Origin of the sequence: Bradyrhizobium sp. CCGUVB23 (genome assembly GCF_024199885.1) — a bacterium.
Taxonomy (GTDB): Bacteria; Pseudomonadota; Alphaproteobacteria; order Rhizobiales; family Xanthobacteraceae; genus Bradyrhizobium.
In genome coordinates this window covers 3523344-3541176 of sequence record NZ_JANADQ010000001.1, presented here as the reverse complement: position 1 = coordinate 3541176, position 17833 = coordinate 3523344, and the positions used below count along the sequence as shown (strand labels likewise).

The 17833-nt window shown below is 63.7% G+C and carries 16 protein-coding genes; 10 read left to right on the top strand and 6 right to left on the bottom strand.

Annotated elements, in window-relative coordinates; genetic code table 11:
* Nucleotides 1-24 precede the first annotated feature (24 nt).
* The 4 genes from NLN62_RS16155 (at nucleotide 25) to fahA (ending at nucleotide 4010) form a co-directional block, all read left to right on the top strand.
* Nucleotides 25-249: a DUF2783 domain-containing protein gene (locus tag NLN62_RS16155; protein ID WP_027526359.1), complete on the top strand. Its 225-nt coding sequence runs from the start codon at nucleotides 25-27 to the stop codon at nucleotides 247-249.
* 19 nt (nucleotides 250-268) lie between these two features.
* On the top strand, nucleotides 269-1225 hold the full coding sequence (locus tag NLN62_RS16150; protein WP_254109372.1) for an MBL fold metallo-hydrolase: 957 nt from the start codon (nucleotides 269-271) through the stop codon (nucleotides 1223-1225).
* A gap of 2 nt (nucleotides 1226-1227) precedes the next feature.
* Nucleotides 1228-2574 (top strand): homogentisate 1,2-dioxygenase, encoded by a 1347-nt coding sequence (gene hmgA, locus NLN62_RS16145; RefSeq protein WP_254109371.1) that lies wholly within the window; start codon nucleotides 1228-1230, stop codon nucleotides 2572-2574.
* A gap of 164 nt (nucleotides 2575-2738) precedes the next feature.
* Nucleotides 2739-4010, top strand: a complete 1272-nt coding sequence (gene fahA / locus NLN62_RS16140) for a fumarylacetoacetase (protein WP_254109370.1) — start codon at nucleotides 2739-2741, stop codon at nucleotides 4008-4010.
* Nucleotides 4011-4132: 122 nt separating this feature from the next.
* Here fahA and NLN62_RS16135 read toward each other — a convergent pair whose 3' ends face one another.
* The gene (locus NLN62_RS16135) at nucleotides 4133-4444 is read right to left on the bottom strand and encodes a DUF1272 domain-containing protein (RefSeq protein WP_027526355.1); all 312 of its coding nucleotides are present in this window, start codon (nucleotides 4442-4444) and stop codon (nucleotides 4133-4135) included.
* Nucleotides 4445-4626: 182 nt separating this feature from the next.
* Nucleotides 4627-5106, bottom strand: a complete 480-nt coding sequence (locus NLN62_RS16130; protein ID WP_254109369.1) for an Lrp/AsnC family transcriptional regulator — start codon at nucleotides 5104-5106, stop codon at nucleotides 4627-4629.
* Nucleotides 5107-5227: 121 nt separating this feature from the next.
* Between NLN62_RS16130 and hppD the strand changes: the two genes are divergently transcribed.
* On the top strand, nucleotides 5228-6346 hold the full coding sequence (gene hppD, locus NLN62_RS16125) for a 4-hydroxyphenylpyruvate dioxygenase (RefSeq protein ID WP_027526353.1): 1119 nt from the start codon (nucleotides 5228-5230) through the stop codon (nucleotides 6344-6346).
* Nucleotides 6347-6545: 199 nt separating this feature from the next.
* Here hppD and NLN62_RS16120 read toward each other — a convergent pair whose 3' ends face one another.
* The 4 genes from NLN62_RS16120 to NLN62_RS16105 all read right to left on the bottom strand — a co-directional run bounded on the left by NLN62_RS16120 (nucleotide 6546) and on the right by NLN62_RS16105 (nucleotide 11601).
* Entirely contained in the window at nucleotides 6546-7670 is a 1125-nt protein-coding gene (locus tag NLN62_RS16120) for a CaiB/BaiF CoA-transferase family protein (protein WP_254109368.1), read from the bottom strand.
* 204 nt (nucleotides 7671-7874) lie between these two features.
* Nucleotides 7875-8675 carry a xanthine dehydrogenase family protein subunit M gene (locus NLN62_RS16115; protein ID WP_027526351.1) on the bottom strand — a complete coding sequence of 267 codons (801 nt, stop codon included), beginning with the start codon at nucleotides 8673-8675 and terminating at the stop codon, nucleotides 7875-7877.
* A 14-nt stretch (nucleotides 8676-8689) separates the two neighbouring features.
* The gene (locus tag NLN62_RS16110; protein WP_254109367.1) at nucleotides 8690-11032 is read right to left on the bottom strand and encodes a xanthine dehydrogenase family protein molybdopterin-binding subunit; all 2343 of its coding nucleotides are present in this window, start codon (nucleotides 11030-11032) and stop codon (nucleotides 8690-8692) included.
* 83 nt (nucleotides 11033-11115) lie between these two features.
* The gene (locus tag NLN62_RS16105; RefSeq protein WP_027526349.1) at nucleotides 11116-11601 is read right to left on the bottom strand and encodes a (2Fe-2S)-binding protein; all 486 of its coding nucleotides are present in this window, start codon (nucleotides 11599-11601) and stop codon (nucleotides 11116-11118) included.
* Between the two features lie 508 nt (nucleotides 11602-12109).
* Between NLN62_RS16105 and NLN62_RS16100 the strand changes: the two genes are divergently transcribed.
* The 5 genes from NLN62_RS16100 to NLN62_RS16080 all read left to right on the top strand — a co-directional run bounded on the left by NLN62_RS16100 (nucleotide 12110) and on the right by NLN62_RS16080 (nucleotide 17499).
* Nucleotides 12110-12559, top strand: coding sequence for a carbon monoxide dehydrogenase subunit G (locus tag NLN62_RS16100; RefSeq protein ID WP_027526348.1), 450 nt, complete (start codon nucleotides 12110-12112; stop codon nucleotides 12557-12559).
* Nucleotides 12560-12853: 294 nt separating this feature from the next.
* Nucleotides 12854-14569: a PQQ-dependent methanol/ethanol family dehydrogenase gene (locus NLN62_RS16095; RefSeq protein ID WP_063621772.1), complete on the top strand. Its 1716-nt coding sequence runs from the start codon at nucleotides 12854-12856 to the stop codon at nucleotides 14567-14569.
* 127 nt (nucleotides 14570-14696) lie between these two features.
* Nucleotides 14697-15884 (top strand): c-type cytochrome, encoded by a 1188-nt coding sequence (locus NLN62_RS16090; RefSeq protein WP_371932991.1) that lies wholly within the window; start codon nucleotides 14697-14699, stop codon nucleotides 15882-15884.
* 138 nt (nucleotides 15885-16022) lie between these two features.
* Nucleotides 16023-16709, top strand: a complete 687-nt coding sequence (locus NLN62_RS16085; RefSeq protein WP_027526345.1) for a response regulator transcription factor — start codon at nucleotides 16023-16025, stop codon at nucleotides 16707-16709.
* A 103-nt stretch (nucleotides 16710-16812) separates the two neighbouring features.
* The gene (locus tag NLN62_RS16080; RefSeq protein ID WP_254109365.1) at nucleotides 16813-17499 is read left to right on the top strand and encodes a response regulator transcription factor; all 687 of its coding nucleotides are present in this window, start codon (nucleotides 16813-16815) and stop codon (nucleotides 17497-17499) included.
* Nucleotides 17500-17833 lie beyond the last annotated feature (334 nt).

Here is a 17833-nt window from a genome sequence, read left to right as displayed (position 1 = left end):
GCTTGAACTGAAGGTTTTGCGAGAATGGCTCTCTCTACCAGCTCGAACTTCGCGCGGCCCGATGACGCCTTCCGCGCCATCGTCGAGGCGCATCGTGGTCTCAGCGAGGAGCAGAGCGCGGATTTTGACGCCGCTCTGGTCCTGATCCTCGCCAACCATATCGGCGATATCGACGTTCTCCGGGAAGCGATCGTGCTCGCCAGGCGCCGCATGGTCGACGGCAAGCAGCAGCAACAGCAACAACAATAACCGTGCAAGGAACGAACTGATGGCGAAGACCTTCGCATCCACCGGCGATCTCGCGGAGAAGAAGGTCACCTTCTCCGAGATCGGCCCTGATCTCTATGCCTTCACCGCCGAGGGCGATCCGAACTCCGCCGTCATCGTCGGCGAGGACGGCTGTCTGGTGTTCGACGCGCAGGCAACGCCCGCGATGGCGAACAAGGTGATCGAGCGCGTTCGCAGCGTCACCGACAAGCCGATCAAATATGTCGTGCTGTCGCATTATCACGCCGTCCGCGTGCTGGGCGCGTCCGCCTACAAGGCGCAAGGCATCGTCGCCTCGCAGGAGACCTATCGGCTGATCGAGGAGCGCGGCAAGCAGGACTGGGATTCCGAGTATGGTCGATTTCCTCGTCTGTTCCAGGATGCGCAAAGCATTCCCGGCCTGACCTGGCCGACGCTCACCTTCGAAGGCGAGATGTCGATCTATCTCGGCAAACGCGAGGTGCGGCTGATGCAGCTCGGGGCCGGCCACACCTCGGGCGACATCCTCGCCTGGGTGCCGGATGCCGAGGTGATGTTCTCCGGTGATCTCATCGAATACCACTCGGCCTGCTATTGCGGCGATGCGCATTTGCGGGAGTGGCCGCTGACGCTGAACGAGATCCGCAACTTCAATCCGAAGGCGATCGCGCCGGGCCGCGGCGATGCGCTGAAGGGGACCACGACCGCGCGCGAGGCAATCGCGATGACGCGCGATTTCGTCACCACGCTCTATGGCGCGGCCGAAATCTCCGTCGCCAAGGGCCGCACGCTGAAGGAAACGATGGCGGCGACGCGCGAGGTGATGGATCCCAAGTTTTCGAGCTTTGCCATCTACGAGCACTGCCTGCCATTCAACGTGTCGCGCGCCTTTGACGAGGCGTCGGGGATCGACGACCCCGTGATCTGGACCGACAAGCGCGACCAGGAGATGTGGGCTGCCTTGCAAGGAGGAGGATAGTCATGAACATCAACACCTCGCCTGATCAAATCGTTCGCAGCACGGCCCAGGTCACGCCGGGCTACATGTCCGGCTTCGGCAACAGCTTTGAGACGGAGGCGCTGCCGGGCGCGCTGCCGATGGGGCGCAATTCGCCGCAGCGCTGCGCCTATGGGCTCTATGCCGAACAGCTCTCGGGCTCGCCCTTCACCGCGCCGCGCGGCACCAACGAGCGCTCCTGGCTCTATCGCATCCGCCCGTCGGTGAAGCATTCGGGACGCTTCGAGAAGGTCGATGCCGGCCTGTGGCGCTCGGCACCGTGCCATGAAAACGATCTGCCGATTGCGCAGCTCCGCTGGGACCCGACGCCGATCCCGAAGGAGGAGATCACGTTCCTTGAGGGCGTGCAGACCATGACGACGGCCGGGGATGTCAACACCCAGGCCGGAATGGCCGCGCATGTCTACCTCGTCACCAAATCGATGGTGGACCAGCATTTCTACAATGCTGACGGCGAGCTGATGTTCGTGCTCCAGCAGGGCAATCTTCGTCTCGTCACCGAGTTCGGCCGCATCGACGCCGAGCCCGGCGAGATCGTGGTGATCCCGCGCGGCGTCAAATTCCGCGTGGAGATTCCGAACGGGCCCGCGCGCGGCTATCTCTGCGAAAATTATGGCGGCGCCTTCACGCTGCCGGAGCGCGGACCGATCGGCGCCAACTGCCTTGCCAACGCGCGGGACTTCCTGACGCCGGTGGCCTGCTACGAGGACAAGGACACGCCGACCGAGCTCTACGTGAAGTGGGGCGGCTCCCTGTTCAAGACGACGCTGCCGCATTCGCCGATCGACGTGGTCGCCTGGCACGGCAACTACGCGCCCTACAAATACGATTTGCGCAGCTTCTCGCCGGTCGGCGCGATCGCCTTCGACCATCCCGATCCCTCGATCTTCACGGTGCTGACCTCGCCGTCGGAGACGGCGGGCACGGCGAATATCGACTTCGTCATCTTCCCGGAGCGCTGGATGGTCGCCGACAACACCTTCCGTCCGCCCTGGTATCACATGAACATCATGAGCGAGTTCATGGGGCTGGTGTACGGCGTTTATGATGCGAAGCCGCAAGGCTTTGTGCCGGGCGGGATCTCGCTGCACAATTGCATGCTGCCGCACGGCCCCGACCGCGACGCGTTCGATCACGCGAGCAACGGCGAGCTGAAGCCCGTCAAGCTCACCGGCACGCTCGCCTTCATGTTCGAGACCCGCTTCCCCCAGCGCGTCACTGAGCATGCCGCGAAGTCGTCGACGCTCCAGGACGACTATGCCGATTGCTGGAAGGGCCTCGAGAAACGCTTCGATCCGAATAGGCCGTGATGATTTGTTTTGCTCGTCATCGCCGGGCTTGACCCGGCGATCCACGCGTTTCCTCCCGTGCTGTCATTCCGGGGCGATGCGAAGCATCGAACCCGGAATCTCGAGATTCCGGGTCTGGTCCTTCGGACCATCCCGGAATGACGACCTCAATCCCGGAGAGTCTCGTGCCCCAACCCAACGACCCCAGCCTCCGCTCCTTCATCGACGTCGATCCGTCCTCCGACTTCCCGATCCAGAACCTGCCATACGGCGTGTTCTCGACGGCGGCCTATCTGGCGCCGCGGGTTGGTGTTGCGATCGGGGACTACGTGCTTGACCTCTGGGAACTCGAGCAGGATTCCCGGCTCGACGTGGGCCCGCTCGGCGTGTTCTCCGCGCCGTCACTCAATCCGTTCATGGCGCTGGGACCAAAAGTCTGGGCGAAGACGCGGGCGCGAATCAGCGAGCTGCTGCGTCGCGACCATCCGGAGCTGCGCGACAACGAGGAGCTGCGCAAGCAGGCCCTGGTGCCGATGCGCGACGTGCGACTGCATCTGCCGTTCGCGGTCTCCGGCTATACCGATTTCTATTCGTCCAAGGAGCACGCCACCAATGTGGGCGTGATGTTCCGCGGCAAGGACAATGCGCTGCAGCCGAACTGGCTCTACATGCCGATCGGCTATAACGGCCGCGCCTCGACGGTGGTCGTGAGCGGCACCAGGGTGAAGCGGCCGCGCGGACAGTTGAAGCCGCCGACGGCCGAGGTGCCAAGCTTCGCAGCCTGCAAGCGGCTCGATTTCGAGCTGGAGATGGGCGTCGTCATCGGGCAGCCGTCGCCGATGGGCGGCATGCTCAGCGAGCAACAGGCCGAGGAGATGATCTTCGGCTTCGTCCTTCTCAACGACTGGAGCGCGCGCGACATCCAGCAGTGGGAATATGTGCCGCTGGGCCCGTTCCTCGCCAAGGCCTTTGCCACCTCGATCAGCCCGTGGGTGGTGACGCGCGAGGCGCTGGAGCCGTTCTGCACGAAAGGTCCCGAGCAGAGCCCGGCGCCGCTCGATTATCTCAGACAGGATCGGCCGCAGAACTACGATATCGAGCTCGACGTCTCCTTGCGCGCCGCCGGCACGAATGCGGCGACGAGCATCAGCCGCACCAATTTCAAGTACATGTACTGGTCGTCGGTGCAGCAATTGATGCACCACGCCTCCGGCGGCTGCGCCATGAATGTCGGCGATCTTCTGGGCTCCGGCACGATCTCGGGCCCGGAGAAGAACCAGCGCGGCAGCCTGCTGGAGATATCCTGGAACGGCACCGAGCCGGTGGAATTGCCCGGCGGGGTGAAGCGATCGTTCCTTGCAGACGGTGACAGCCTCGCGATGCGCGGCTGGTGCCAGGGCGACGGCTACCGCGTCGGCTTCGGCGAGGTCGAGGGGACGATTCTACCGGCGGAGTGAGGCGACGTTCTAACGCCACACTCCGTCATTGCGAGCGCAGCGAAGCAATCCAGAATCCTTCCGCAGAAAGATTCTGGATTGCTTCGTCGCTTCGCTCCTCGCAATGACGGTGTGGCGAGAGTCTACCGCTCCTCCGGAGGCACGCCGCGGATTCTGGCCGAATGCGCCGCGACAACCTCTGCGCTGTATTTCAAATGCACCCGCTTGTCCGACGGCAAGTGCTTCGTCACGCACACGCCGGGCCGCCATTCCTTCTCGGGGCGGATCGGGCGCGGCGCAAAGCCGCCGCCGCAGTTCGGGCAGACGTTGAAGAGTTTCGTCTCGACGCAGTCCGCACAGAACGTGCATTCATAGGAGCAGATCCGCGCATTCGTAGCATTCGGCGGCAGGTCGCAGTCGCAATATTCGCAGTTCGGCCGAAGCTGGAGGGCCATGGCTGAAATCTCCCCGAGCATGATTCGGACCCGAAGGGCCGCGTTGGCGCAAAGTGTGGAGCGGTCTTCCCTCGCGACAAACGCGGAAGGCGTTTGCGCGGAGATCATGCTCAAACAAAAATAGGCTAGCGCCGATCATCGCAGATCGCGCCCCTCGCGCGAATGCCGCAATTCCCTCGATTTCAGCCAGGCGTGAGTCCCTTCAAGGGCAGCCGCGAGCTCTCCTTCAGACGGTCGAGCACGATCGAGGAGCGCACATGCGCGACGCTCTGGTGCGGCATCAGCACGTCGTTGACGAGATTGGAGAGCCCCTTGAGGTCGCGCAGCACGGCCTTCAGCACATAATCGGCGTCGCCGGTGAGTGAATAGGCTTCCTGGATCTCGTCGATGCGGCCGACCAGGGTGCGGAACCGCTTGGCATTGTCGGGCGAGTGCGTCGCCAGGGTCACCTGGATGAAGGCGACGACGCCGAAGCCGAGCGCCTCGCTGGAGAGGTCGGCATGGTAGCCCGCGATCACCTTCTCCTCCTCCAGCCGCATCCGCCGCCGCGAGCATTGCGAGGCCGAGAGCCCCGCGATGTCGGCGAGCTCCTGGTTGGTGAGGCGGCCGTCATCCTGGAGCGCGGTCAGGATCTTGAGATCGAAGGCGTCGACCTGGATCATGCGTCATTTGTCCATTTCATGCACAAACCATGCATATGCTACCGGAATCGCGTCCCGTTTGCACGCCCATTGCGCGCCCCATGAAGGATAGTTCAGGCGAACAATCCGGGAGAGATCGCCAATGGGTCCGTTTCCGCACGATGCACCGCCCGCCACCATCAGCGCCGACAATCCGATGGGCACCGACGGGTTCGAGTTCGTCGAATACGCCCATCCCAATCCGCAAGAGCTGCACGCGCTGTTCACGCTGATGGGCTTTGCACCCGTCGCGCGCCACCGCACCAAGAAGATCACAGTCTATCGCCAGGGTGACATCAATTACCTCGTCAACGAGGAGCCCGGCACGCATGGCTTCGATTTCGTCGCCGCGCATGGGCCGTGCGCGCCATCGATGGCGTTCCGCGTGGTCGATGCGAAGGCGGCCTATGACCGCGCGATCGCGCTCGGCGCCGAGCCGGCCGAGGCAACGTCCGCGCAGAAGACGCTGGATGTGCCCGCGATCAAGGGCATCGGCGGCAGCCTCCTCTATCTCGTCGATCGCTATGGCGCGAAAGGCTCGGCCTATGATGCCGAGTTCGAATGGCTTGGCGCCCGTGACCCGCGCCCGGTCGGCGCCGGCCTGTTCTATCTCGATCACCTCACCCACAACGTCCATCGCGGCCGCATGGATGTCTGGGCTGGCTTCTACGAGAAGCTCTTCAACTTCCGCCAGATCCGCTTCTTCGATATCGAGGGCCGCGCGTCCGGCCTGTTCTCGCGCGCGCTGACCAGCCCCGACGGCAAGATTCGCATTCCCATCAACGAGGATGCGGGCGAGTCCGGTCAGATCGAAGAATATCTGAAGGTCTATCGCGGCGAAGGCATTCAGCACATCGCCTGCGGCTGCCGCGAGATCCACGGCACGATCGAGGGGCTGCGTGAGGCCGGCCTACCCTTCATGCCGTCACCGCCCGACACCTATTTCGAGAAGGTCGACGCGCGGCTGCCCAGGCACGGCGAGGACGTCGCGCGATTGCAGCGCAACGGCATTTTGATCGACGGCGAGGGTGTCGTCGACGGCGGCCAGACCAAGGTGCTGCTCCAGATCTTCTCGGCGAACGCGATCGGCCCGATCTTCTTTGAGTTCATCCAGCGCAAGGGCGACGACGGCTTTGGCGAGGGGAATTTCAAGGCGCTGTTCGAATCGATCGAGGAAGATCAGATTCGGCGCGGCGTGCTGAAGGTGGACGACGCGGCTTAAGCACGCGTTGTTGGGCACGCTGTCTCATCAAACACAACTGTCGTCCCGGCGAAGGCCGGGACCCATAACCCCAGGGAGTGGTTGTGGCGCGAAAGCGGTAACCCAGAGTCTTCGTCAAACCACTTCCTGTGGTTATGGGTCCCGGGCTCGCGCTTCGCGCGCCCCGGGACGACGAGCGGGGAGTGCGGCGGCAGCGCCGCTACCGCCCCGCCTTCCACGCGCTCGTCACCGTCCCAATGTCCGCCGCTTCCGGCTCGCGAACCACTGACGGCGTGCGCGAGAACCGCGGCGCGGGCGCCGGCTGCTTCACGTCGTGGCGCTCGATGAAGACGTTGCGCGCGACCATGTGCGGATGCTCGGTGGCTTCCGACATCGTCAGCACCGGCGCGAAGCAGATGTCGGTGCCTTCCATGATCCTGCACCAGTCCTCGCGCGTTTTGCTCTTGAAGACGGCCTTCAATTTCTCCTTCAGCGCCGGCCAGGCCTTGCGGTCCATCTGTGCCTCGAAATCGGCGTCGGTGAGCCCGGCGTGTTGCCGCAGCAGCGCGTAGAATTGCGGCTCGATCGAGCCGATCGAGATGAAATGGCCGCAGGCGCATTCGTAGACGCCGTAGAAATGCGCGCCGCCATCGAGAAAGTTCTGGTCGCGGCCTTCGGTCCAGCGGCCCATCGCGGTCATGTCGAAGAAGAACGACATCAGCGACGCCGCGCCGTCGCACATCGCGGTGTCGACCACCTGGCCCTTGCCGGACCTTTGCGCTTCCAGGAGCGCCGCGAGCACGCCGACCACGAGATAAAGCGCGCCGCCGCCGAAATCGCCGACCAGGTTGAGCGGCGGCACCGGCGCATCCTTCGTGCCGATCGCGGCCAGCGCGCCGGTAATGGAAATGTAGTTGATGTCGTGGCCCGCGGCATTCGCCAGCGGTCCTTCCTGGCCCCAGCCGGTCATGCGGCCGTAGACGAGCTTTGGGTTGCGCGCGAGCACGACGTTGGGGCCGAGCCCGAGCCGCTCCATCACGCCGGGACGGAAACCTTCGATCAGCGCGTCCGCGTTGGCGAGCAGGTCGAGAACCTGCGCGATTGCGCCCTTGTCCTTCAGGTCGAGCTCGATCACCTTGCGGCCGCGGCCGGCCACCGACTTCATGCTCTTCTTCGCGCCGACGCGATCGAGCGTGACGACCTCGGCGCCCATGTCGGCGAGCAGCATGCAGGCGAAGGGACCGGGGCCGATGCCGGCGAATTCGACGATGCGGAAACCTGCGAGCGGGCCGGAGGCGCGGACGGAGGAGCCTTCTGATCTTTCCTGGGCTGATTGATCGAGCACGTTGTTGTTTCCTCGGGGTCGCAAGACGGGCGCGGGAGACGCGGCACCCGTTGGACGTTCCTCTGCGGGGCGAGTTAATCCGTCGATTAAATTTTCTCGCCTTCGACCCGACGAGGCAAGCGCTTTTGATGCATGGGCGCATAATAAAAGCGGCGCGCATTGCTGCGCGCCGCGGAAAATTTGCGTCGAGACGCTAAAGCGCGATCAGCCCGCGGCGGCCACCGCGCGCTGCGCCATCACCTTGATCAGATTGGCGCGGTAGTCGGACGAGCCGTGCAGATCGGAGAGCAAGCCGCTTGCCGGGATCGTCACGCCGTCGATGCTTGACGCCGCCCAGTTCGCCTTGAGCGCGGCTTCGATCGCGCCAACGCGCATCACGCCGCTCTGCGAGGCGCCGGTCACGGCCACCCGGACGTCGCCCGACTTGGTCTGGGCAACGAACACGCCGGTCAGTGCGAAGCGCGAGGCCGGGTGCGGGAATTTGGCGTAACCCGCCTTCGCCGGAACCGGGAACGACACGGCGGTGATGATCTCGCCGTCCTCAAGGGCGGTCGCGAACAGGCCCTTGAAGTAGTCGTCCGCCGCGATCGAGCGCTTGTTGGTCTTGATCGTCGCACCCAGCGCCAGCACGGCGGCCGGATAGTCGGCGGCCGGATCGTTGTTGGCGAGCGAGCCGCCGATCGTGCCGCGATAGCGCACCGCGGGATCGCCGATCAGTGAGGCCAGATACGCAACCGCCGGGATCGCCTTCATCGCGGCGTCGCTGGTCGCGACGTCGTAATGCGGTGTCGCGGCCTTGATGGTCAGCGTGTCGCCGGAGGCATCAACGCCGATCAGCTCCTTGATCTTCGCAAGGTCGATCACGTCGGAGGGGCTGGCGAGCCGCTGCTTCATCACCGGCAGCAGCGTCTGGCCGCCGGAGAGATATTTTGCCTCGCTGCCCTTGGCGAACAGCGCGGCTGCCTCGTCGACAGAGGAGGCACGATGATAAGTGGTCTGGTACATCTTCGTTCCTCCTCTTAAGCCGCGTGGATCGTGCGCCACACCCGGTCAGGGGTTGCGGGCATTTCCAAATTGTTCTTGCCGATCGCATCCGTGATCGCGTTGATCACGGCAGCGGACGCGCCGATCGCGCCGGCCTCGCCGCAGCCCTTGATGCCGAGCGGATTGCCCGGGCAAAGGGTCGTGGTGTGGCTGAGCTTGAACGACGGCAAATCGTCGGCGCGCGGCATGGTGTAATCCATGAACGAGGCCGTGATCGGCTGTCCGTTGGCGTCATAGACGGCGTGCTCGAGCAGCGCCTGGCCGATGCCTTGTGCGAGGCCGCCATGGACCTGGCCCTCGACGATCATCGGATTGATCAGGCGCCCGAAATCGTCGGCCGCCACGAAGTTGACGAACGACGTCTTGCCAGTGGCGGGATCGACCTCGAGCTCGCAGATGTAGGCGCCGGCCGGGAAGGTGAAGTTGGAGGGGTCGTAGAAGGCGCTTTCCTTCAGGCCCGGCTCCATCCCGTCAGGTAGATTGTGCGCCGTATAGGCCGCGAGCGCGACCATCGGCAGCGCGATCGACTTGTCGGTGCCGGTGACCTTGAACTCGCCATTCTCGATGACGATGTCGGCTTCCGAGGCTTCGAGCTGATGGGCCGCGATCTTCTTGGCCTTGGACTCCACCTTCTCCATCGCTTTCAGGATCGCGGTGAGACCGACGGCCGCGGAGCGCGAGCCGTAGGTGCCCATGCCGAACTGCACCTTGTCGGTGTCGCCATGGACGATCGAGATCTGGCTGATCGGAACCCCTAAGCGTTCCGAAATGAGCTGAGCGAACGCCGTCTCATGGCCCTGGCCGTGGCTGTGTGAACCGGTCAGGACCTCGATGGTGCCGACCGGGTTGACGCGTACCTCGGCCGATTCCCACAAGCCGACGCCGGCGCCCAGGCTGCCGACCGCCTTCGACGGAGCGATGCCGCAGGCCTCGATGTAGCAGGAGACGCCGATGCCGCGCAGCTTGCCTTGGGCCTTCGCCTGCGCCTTGCGGCCTGCGAAGCCGGCATAGTCGATCGCTTTCATGGCTGCATCGAGCGAAGCATTAAAGTCGCCGGTGTCATAGGCCATGATGACCGGCGTCTGGTGCGGGAACTGCGTGATGAAGTTGGTCTTGCGCAGCGCGGCAGGATCGACCTTCAGTTGCCGTGCCGCCGTCTCCATCATCCGTTCGACCAGGTAGCTCGCCTCGGGCCGGCCCGCGCCGCGATAGGCATCGACCGGCGTGGTGTTGGTGTAGACGGCGATCACCTCGGCATGGATCGCCGGGATGTCGTACTGGCCCGACAGCAGCGTCGCGTAGAGATAGGTCGGCACCGCCGAGGAGAACAGCGACATATAGGCGCCGAAATTGGCGTAGGTTTTCACCTTCAGGCCGGTGATCTTGTTGTTGGCGTCGAACGCCATCTCCGCATGCGTGACATGGTCGCGGCCATGCGCGTCGGTGAGGAAGGCCTCGGTGCGGTCGCCGGTCCATTTCACCGGACGGCCGGTCTTCTTCGACGCCCACAGCGCCACCATCTCCTCGGGGTAGATGTAAATCTTGGAGCCGAAGCCGCCACCGACGTCGGGTGCGATCACGCGCAGCTTGTGCTCTGGCGCGATGTTGTAGAAGGCCGACAGCACGAGCCGCGCGACATGCGGATTTTGCGATGTCGTGTAGAGCGTGAAATGCTCTTCCGCCTCGTTGTAGTCGGCAACCGCCGAGCGCGGCTCCATCGGGTTCGGTGCGAGGCGGTTGTTGGTGAGGTCAAGCTTCACCACATTGGCTGCCTTCGAGAAGGCGTCGTTCACGGCACTCTCGTCGCCGATGACCCAGTCATAGATCTGGTTGCCGGGTGCCTCGGGATGGAGTTGAGGCGCGCCGGCCTTGATCGCGTCGGTCACGTTCGCGACAGCGGGCAGTTCCTCGTAATCGACGACCACGGCTTCGGCGGCGTCACGCGCCAGGTTCTTGCTTTCGGCGATCACGACTGCGACCGCCTGGCCGACGAAGCGCACCGTTTCCGGCGCCATCGCCGGCCATGCGCCCATCTTCATCGGGCTACCGTCCTTGGAGGTGATGGCCCAGCCGCAGATGAGGTTGCCGACCTTGTCGTCGACGATCTGCTTGCCGTTGAGCACCGCGACCACGCCCGGCAGCTTCAACGCCGCGGAGGCGTCGATGCCTTTCACCTTGGCGTGCGCGTGGGGGCTGCGGATGAAATGGGCATACGTCATGCCCGGTAGCTTGACGTCGTCGACATACCGGCCCTTGCCGGTAATGAAACGCTTGTCTTCCTTGCGCACAACGCTTGCGCCGATGCCTTCAACACCCATGTCCTGTCCTCCCGACCGGAATTTGTTTGACCGCGCTTTCCATCGAAAGCTGCGGCGGTTGTTCGATTAGGCGAGGTCGCCGCTTACTCGGCGGCCTGCGCGACCTTCATGCGGCCGGCGGCATCCAGCACCGCCTTCACGATGTTGTGGTAACCGGTGCAGCGGCAGATATTGCCTTCGAGCTCGTGGCGGACGGTGGCTTCATCGAGCTGGCCACCGTGGCGCTGCACGATGTCGACCGCCGACATGATCATGCCCGGCGTGCAGTAGCCGCACTGCAAACCGTGATTATCGCGGAACGCCGCCTGCATCGGGTGCAGTTCGTCGCCCTTGGCAAGACCTTCGATCGTGGTGACGTTTGCGCCGTCGGCCTGGCCTGCCAGCATGGTGCAGGATTTTACCGCGCGGCCGTCGATATGCACGACGCAGGCGCCGCACTGGCTGGTGTCGCAGCCGACATGCGTGCCGGTGAGGTTGAGGTGATCGCGCAGGAGATGGACCAGCAGCGTGCGGTCCTCGACATCGACAGAGACAGCCTTGCCGTTCACTGTCAGTTTGACTGTAGACACGTGAGTACCTCCCATATGTGTTTTGTCGTTATTCCAATTAGAGACAGCGCGAACGGAACTTTGCAACTGGGATTTTGGGGACCGTGCGTCATGGAAAGGTCATCGTGACCAGTCGCAGGCGCGCGATTCGATCATGACGTTTCGTGCCGCCGCCAGCTGCGTGGCGCGGCCCGTGAGACGCTTTCGGAAAGATCTGCTTCGCGCCTGCGTCGGCGTGCCTTCCATGCCGCCGCGCGACGTCGCTCGCGCTCGGACCTCAGCCCTGTCGCGCGTCGTTTCTCCCTTTGATGCCTTGTTCGTTGAGCGAATAGGAGCACGCGCTCACGGCTTTGTAATCGCGATCTTGGTAGTAGGTTTTTGCGAGCTAAGTCATTGATTTTATTGGAGGCGCCTCTGGCAGGGTCCGGCCGTCGCGGCGATTGGGGCGCCCTAGTACTTGCTGGCGATTGATCGAAAGCGGACGCCGCCCCCTAGTCGGGCCCTACAAGCAAACAGGAGGGTGGAAGCGATGCAGATGAACGACAGTCAGCGGATCCCGGCGTCGAAGGCCAAGGTGTGGGCTGCGCTCAACGATCCCGACATTCTCAGGCGCTGCATTCCCGGCTGCCAATCGCTCGAGATGGCATCGCCGACGGAAATGACGGCAACCGTGGTGCTGAAGGTTGGTCCGGTGAAGGCGACGTTCAGCGGCAAGGTGACGCTGGCCGATATCGACGCGCCCAACGGCTATCGCATCATCGGCGAAGGCGCCGGCGGCGTCGCAGGTTTCGCCAAGGGCGGCGCGAAAGTCAGGCTCGAGGAAGAATCGCCCGACGTCACCATCCTGCACTACGAGACCGACGCGCAGATCGGCGGCAAGCTCGCGCAACTCGGCTCGCGGCTGATCGATTCGACGTCGAAGAAGCTGGCCGCGAATTTCTTCGAGAGCTTTGCGACTGTGGTAGCGCCATCATCGTGATTGACGCAGGTGATCGACGCGCGACGTCAGGTGCAACGATCGGATCGCGGCACGATGTTGCCGCAAATCCGATCGTGCATTGCGAGCTGCAAAATAATGGCAAGACGCGAGCGTCGACAACGAGATGAGCGGCAAACGCCGCCAGTGATTTGCACTACTACCTTCCGCCTATACTAAGCGCGCCAAGCCGATGCTGTAATTTCCAACGATGGATCGCAGACAAACTGCGCATCACGAGCGCAGCGCGCTCAGGCGCCCAACATGGCGTGCACACCAACACCGCGGAGGGAATACATGACCTTTGGAACGAAGGGCTTTTTGGCTGGCATTTCGATGATTGCGATGCTGGCCGCCAGCACGTCGGGCGTTCGCGCCAACGACTCGGTGCTCAAGGCGCAATCCGATGCGAACCAGTGGGCGGTTTCCGGCCACGACTATGGCAACACGCGCTTCAGCCCGCTCAATCAGATCAACACCGAGAACGCCGGCAAGCTGACGCTCGCCTATTCGTTCTCGCTGGCGTCGCTGCGCTCGAACGAATCCTCGCCGATCGTGATCGGCAACACGCTCTACGTCTCGAGCTCCTGGGGCCCGAAATACGTCTACGCGCTCGATGCCGCGACCGGCGCGCGCAAATGGACCTGGGAGCCCGACATTCCCGATGACGTGCTGCAATACGCCTGCTGCGACGTGAACAATCGCGGCGTCACCTACGCCGACGGCAAGATCTTCGTCGGCCGCCTCGACGGCAAGCTGACGGCGCTCGATGCTGCGACCGGCAAGTCGCTGTGGACCGCCAAGGTGGTCGACTACAAGCAGGGTTCGGTCATCACTTCGCCGCCGCTCGTCGTTCGCGACAGGGTCATCACAGGCTTCGGCGGCGGCGAGTATGGCGTGCGCGGCGCGCTGCTCGCGTTCGACATCAACACTGGCAAGCAGATGTGGCAGACCTTCACCGTCCCCAAACCGGACGAACCAGGCGGCGACACCTGGAAGGGCGACTCCGCCGAACACGGCGGCGGCGCGGCCTGGCTGGTCGGCTCCTATGATCCCAAGAGTGATACGGTTTATTGGGGCACCAGCAATCCCGCTCCGTGGAACTCGGCTGTCCGCTCGACGGGCAATGGCGATTTCGGCAAGCTGACCAATCTCTATACGGCCTCCACGCTCGCCCTCGACCCCAACACCGGCAGGATCAAGTGGCACATCCAGACCACGCCGGCCGATGCCTGGGACTATGACGGCGTCAACGAAGCCGTGCTTGCCGACCTCAATATCGGCGGCAGCAACGTTCCGGCGCTGATGAAGGCGGATCGCAATGGCTTCTTCTTCGTCGCCAACCGCGAGACCGGCAAGGTTCTTTCGGCTGAGAAATATGTCTTCTCCAACTGGGCGCAGAAGTGGGACGTCGCCACCATGCGTGCGGTCGAAGACCCCGAGAAGCGTCCGGGACCTGGCCATCCCATCAAGGACGTCTGTCCGAACCTGATCGGCGGCAAGAACTGGCAGCCGATGTCGTTCAATCCGCAGACCGGTCTCGTCTACATCCCGTCCAACAATGTTTGCATGGACTGGTCGGTGAGCGACATTTCCTACAAGCGCGGCGTGTTCTATCTGGGTGGTGAGTTCCCGCCCAAGGAAGGCCCCGGCGGCTTCATGGGCGAGCTCGTGGCCTGGGATCCGGTCGCGCAGAAGAAGGTCTGGTCCATCAAGGAAGACCTGCCGTTCAACGGTGGCACGCTGACCACGGCTGGCGGCCTGGTGTTTGCCGGTAACATCCATGGCGATTTCCGCGCCATCGATGCGAAGTCCGGCAAGGTGCTCTGGAGCAAGAATCTCGGCTCCGGCATTGGTGCAGGTCCCGTGACCTATCAGGTCGACGGTAAGCAATATGTGGCCATCGTCGTCGGTCGCACCGCTGCGATGCCCGCATTCCTGGGCGGTATCGGCGGGAAGATGACGGCCGCAGCTCCCGAGGGCGGTTCGCTCTTCGTGTTCTCCGTCCAGTGACCACTCGCGCGCGTATCTCAGAGGTGACGAGATACGCGCGCACTTTTTCCAGACGATCGTTGCGGCATCGGTTGATGCCTCGTGCCGCAACGCCTGGTCCAACAAGTCCCAACTACGGGAGATGAGGATGCGCCGGAATCATCTTGGAAGCGGCAAGAGCCGAAATCGCGCCATGACAGCGCTGGTCGTATGGGTCGCAGCGTCCGCGATGACCGCGCCCATCGCAACGGCTCACGCGGACGAGGCGCAGCCGTTCCGCCTGTGTGCCGATCCGACCAATCTGCCGTTCTCGAGCGACAGTGCGTCGCAGCCGGGCTTCTATGTCGAGATCGGGCAGGCCCTGGCGCAGGCGCTCGGCCAGCCGATCGCGTACGACTGGTACAAATCCTATTTCGGCAAGCGCACAGTGCGCGTCACGCTGCTCGGCAAGCAATGCGACGCCATGATCGGCCTGCCGCGCTCCGAGGATTTCATGGGGCCGGCCGTAATCTTCTCCAACGCTTTCGCGAAGGAAGGCTACGCCCTGGTGGCGGCGAAGGGACAGGCGATCGGCGGCGTCGACGGCCTCAAGGGCAAGCGCGTCGCCGTGCAGTTCGCCAGCACGCCGCAAGACCTGCTCGCGAGCCGCGATGACGTCCAGAAGGTGACCGTGCTGTCGCCCGAGGAAGGCATGCAGGCGCTCGACCAGGGCAAGGCCGACGTTGCCTTCATCTGGGGGCCCGTCGCCGGCTGGCTGAACAAGACCACCTACCGCGATCGCTACCAGATCGAGCTCACCGAAGGCGAAGGCCTGTCATGGGACGCGGCCATCGGCTTCGCGAAGACGTCGACGGAGCTGCGCGATCGCGTCGATGCCATCCTGCCGCAGCTTCAGAAGACGATCGCCGATCTCGCGGTGAAATACGGCTTGCCGACCGGCCAACCGGTTCGCTTCGGTGCCCAGGCGGTGCCGGCGGGAATAACGACGGGAACGGGAACCGGAGCCCGGGTGACTGAGATCGCCAACGTGGTGGCGACCGAGACCAAGGGCGATGCGGCCGCGCCAAGCGCCGAGGCCGTCGGCACGGGCAAGGAGATCTTCAACGGCACCTGTGCACATTGTCACGGTCCCGACGCGATCCAGAGCGAGAAGAAGATCGATCTGCGGCTGCTGCGTCACCGCTACGGCGACGAGATGCGCGAGAAATACTGGACCACCGTGCATGAAGGACGGCCTGCCAAGGGCATGCCGGCCTGGAAGGAAGTCTTCACGGACGATCAATTCGACAACATCTATTCCTTCCTGCTGACGGTCCAGTCCGAATCGAACGACTGAACGATCTTGACCGGACGCGATCGGGAGGATGTGGTAGCGTCCATCCGGCATCCTCCCGGTGCCGGACGGTCGCCGCAGGAATGCGCCGCTTCCGCTCCTGCGGTGAAGTCTTGTGCGATCGACTCTTGGGAAGGCGCCATGACCAGCTTCCTGATCATCGATGATCATCCGCTGTTTCGCGAGGCGCTCGGCAATGCGGTGCGGCTGGCATTACCGGAGGCGCGGATCTTCGAGGCGATGTCGATCGAGGACGCCCTGCATATCCTCTCGGCCGAACAGGGCATCGACCTCGCGCTGCTCGATCTCTCGCTGCCGGATGCGACCGGCTTCTCCGGCTTTCTCCGCCTGCGCGAGACCTATCCGCGCCTGCCGGTCGCCATCGTGTCGAGCGAGGAGGATCAGCACGTCGTCCGCGAGGCGCTGGCGCTGGGCGCTGCCGGCTATCTGCCGAAGTCGACGTCGAAACGCGAGCTCGCGCAATCGATCGAGGGTGTGCTGAGCGGATCGGTCTCGGTGCCGAAGGATTTTGTCGCGACGCCGCAGCGGCGCCGCGCCGACACCAGCAAGGCGCTCGCGGTCAAGCTGCGCGAGCTGACGCCGCAGCAGCTTCGCGTGCTCGACCTCCTGCGCCGCGGCTATCCGAACCGGCAGATCGCCCAGGAACTTCAGCTTGCGGAGTCCACCGTGAAGGCGCACATCACTGAGATCCTGCGCAAGCTCGGCCTGTTCAGCCGCAACAAGGCGATCATCGAGATCGGCAAGATGGACCTGCCCGATCCCAAGGGCCGGCCCTATGCGCGGGCCGATCGCGGCAGGCCGCAATAATGCGCGCTCTCGTTGTTGACCTGGATCAACCCGGTTGGGCTCGGCTGAGGCATTCTCATCTCAACGTTGGACCCGGCAACATCTTAGGAATGGCTCACGCGTGATGCGATTTCTGATTGTCGAAGACCATCCGCTGTTTCGCGAGGCGCTCGAAGGGGCGCTACAGATGGTGGCGCCCGAGGCCGATATCGTTCAGGCGATCTCGATCGACGGCGCGCTGGAGCTGTTGTCGACGACATCTGGGCTCGATCTCATTCTCCTCGATCTGTCGATGCCGGGCACGACGGGTCTTTCAGGCATCATCCGCATCCGCAAGGCGTTTCCCAAAATTCCCGTCGTCATCGTATCCGGGCATCAGGATCCGCAGATCATTTCCGGCGCATTGTCGCTCGGCGTCGCCGGCTACATCCTCAAATCCTCGTCCAAGCAGGATCTTGCGCAGTCGATCGGCGAGGTGCTGCGCGGCGCGGTCTGCGTCCCCGGCGCCTATCGTGCGACACGTACGCAACGCGCCGCCGGCCCCGCGCAGGATCTCATCAAGCGCCTGCACGATCTGACGCCGCAGCAATTGCGCGTCCTCGAAATGCTCAAGCGCGGCCTGCAGAACAAGCAGATCGCCTATGAGCTGAAGATCTCGGAGACCACCGTGAAGGTCCACGTCTCCGACATCCTGCGCAAGCTCAACGTGCTGAGCCGCACCAAGGCGATCGTCGAAATGTCCCGCATAGATTTCGCGACGCTGGCAAGCGACCGGGCGGGAGCGAAGCACGATCGCGCGCAGTCGGAGTAGCGGGACGGCCGCGATTGGGTCTCAATTGTCTCCCTCGCTCCGCCGTAAGGACCGTGGGTGAGCGACGTCTTTGCGGCCCATCCGTCGAGACGCCCGCCTTTGCGGGCTCCTCAGGATGAGGTCTTGTTTCGCGGCGAAAATTTTTGACCCTCATGGTGAGGAGCACCGCCCGCGGCGCGTCTCGAACCATGAGGCCGAGCACTTTCACCAGCTTCTCAAGCGCCATATGCGATAGCCATGCCGCTCTTCGCGACGATACGCTTTTGCCGGTGATTTGCCCGACGCGTCAAGCGATTTCGGATAAGGCGTAGGGCGTCACCGCCGCCCGCTTCTA